The organism is Paracoccus sp. S4493, assembly GCF_000967735.1.
Classification (GTDB): domain Bacteria; phylum Pseudomonadota; class Alphaproteobacteria; order Rhodobacterales; family Rhodobacteraceae; genus Paracoccus; species Paracoccus marcusii.
This window is the reverse complement of the sequence record NZ_JXYF01000365.1, coordinates 1-405: the sequence shown is the minus strand read 5'-3', so window position 1 is coordinate 405 and position 405 is coordinate 1. Positions and strand designations below refer to the sequence as shown.

The 405-nt window shown below is 75.6% G+C and carries 1 protein-coding gene; it reads right to left on the bottom strand.

What is annotated here, in order from left to right:
* The coding region (locus TW83_RS17765; protein WP_045984120.1) for an HAD family hydrolase at positions 1–405 on the bottom strand (405 nt) is incomplete at both ends.

Genomic DNA, 405 nt, shown 5'->3' with positions numbered 1-405 from the left:
GCGGTGCGGGCGTTGTCGCCCGTCAGCATCGTCGCGCCCAGGCCCATCGCCGACAGCTGGCGAATGGCGGCGGCCGCATCGGAACGCGGTTCGTCGCGCATCGCGATCAGCCCCAAGGGCTGTCCCGTCCGAAACACCGCGACGACGGTCCGGCCCTGTTCCTCAAGCGCGGTGACGCGTGACAGAGCCGCGGGGTCGACGCCGCCCGCCTCCGCGGCGTGAGAGGGCGATGTGACCCAGGCGGGCGCGCCGCCGACGGTGGCCACCGCCCCACGCCCGGGCAAGGCACGGGCATCCCGCGACGCGGGCACCGGAGCGCCCGCAGCCTGTGCCCGGGCAACGATCGCCTGCGCTAGGGGGTGACCCGATCCGGCCTCGACGCCCGCGGCGATGGACAGCAGGTCG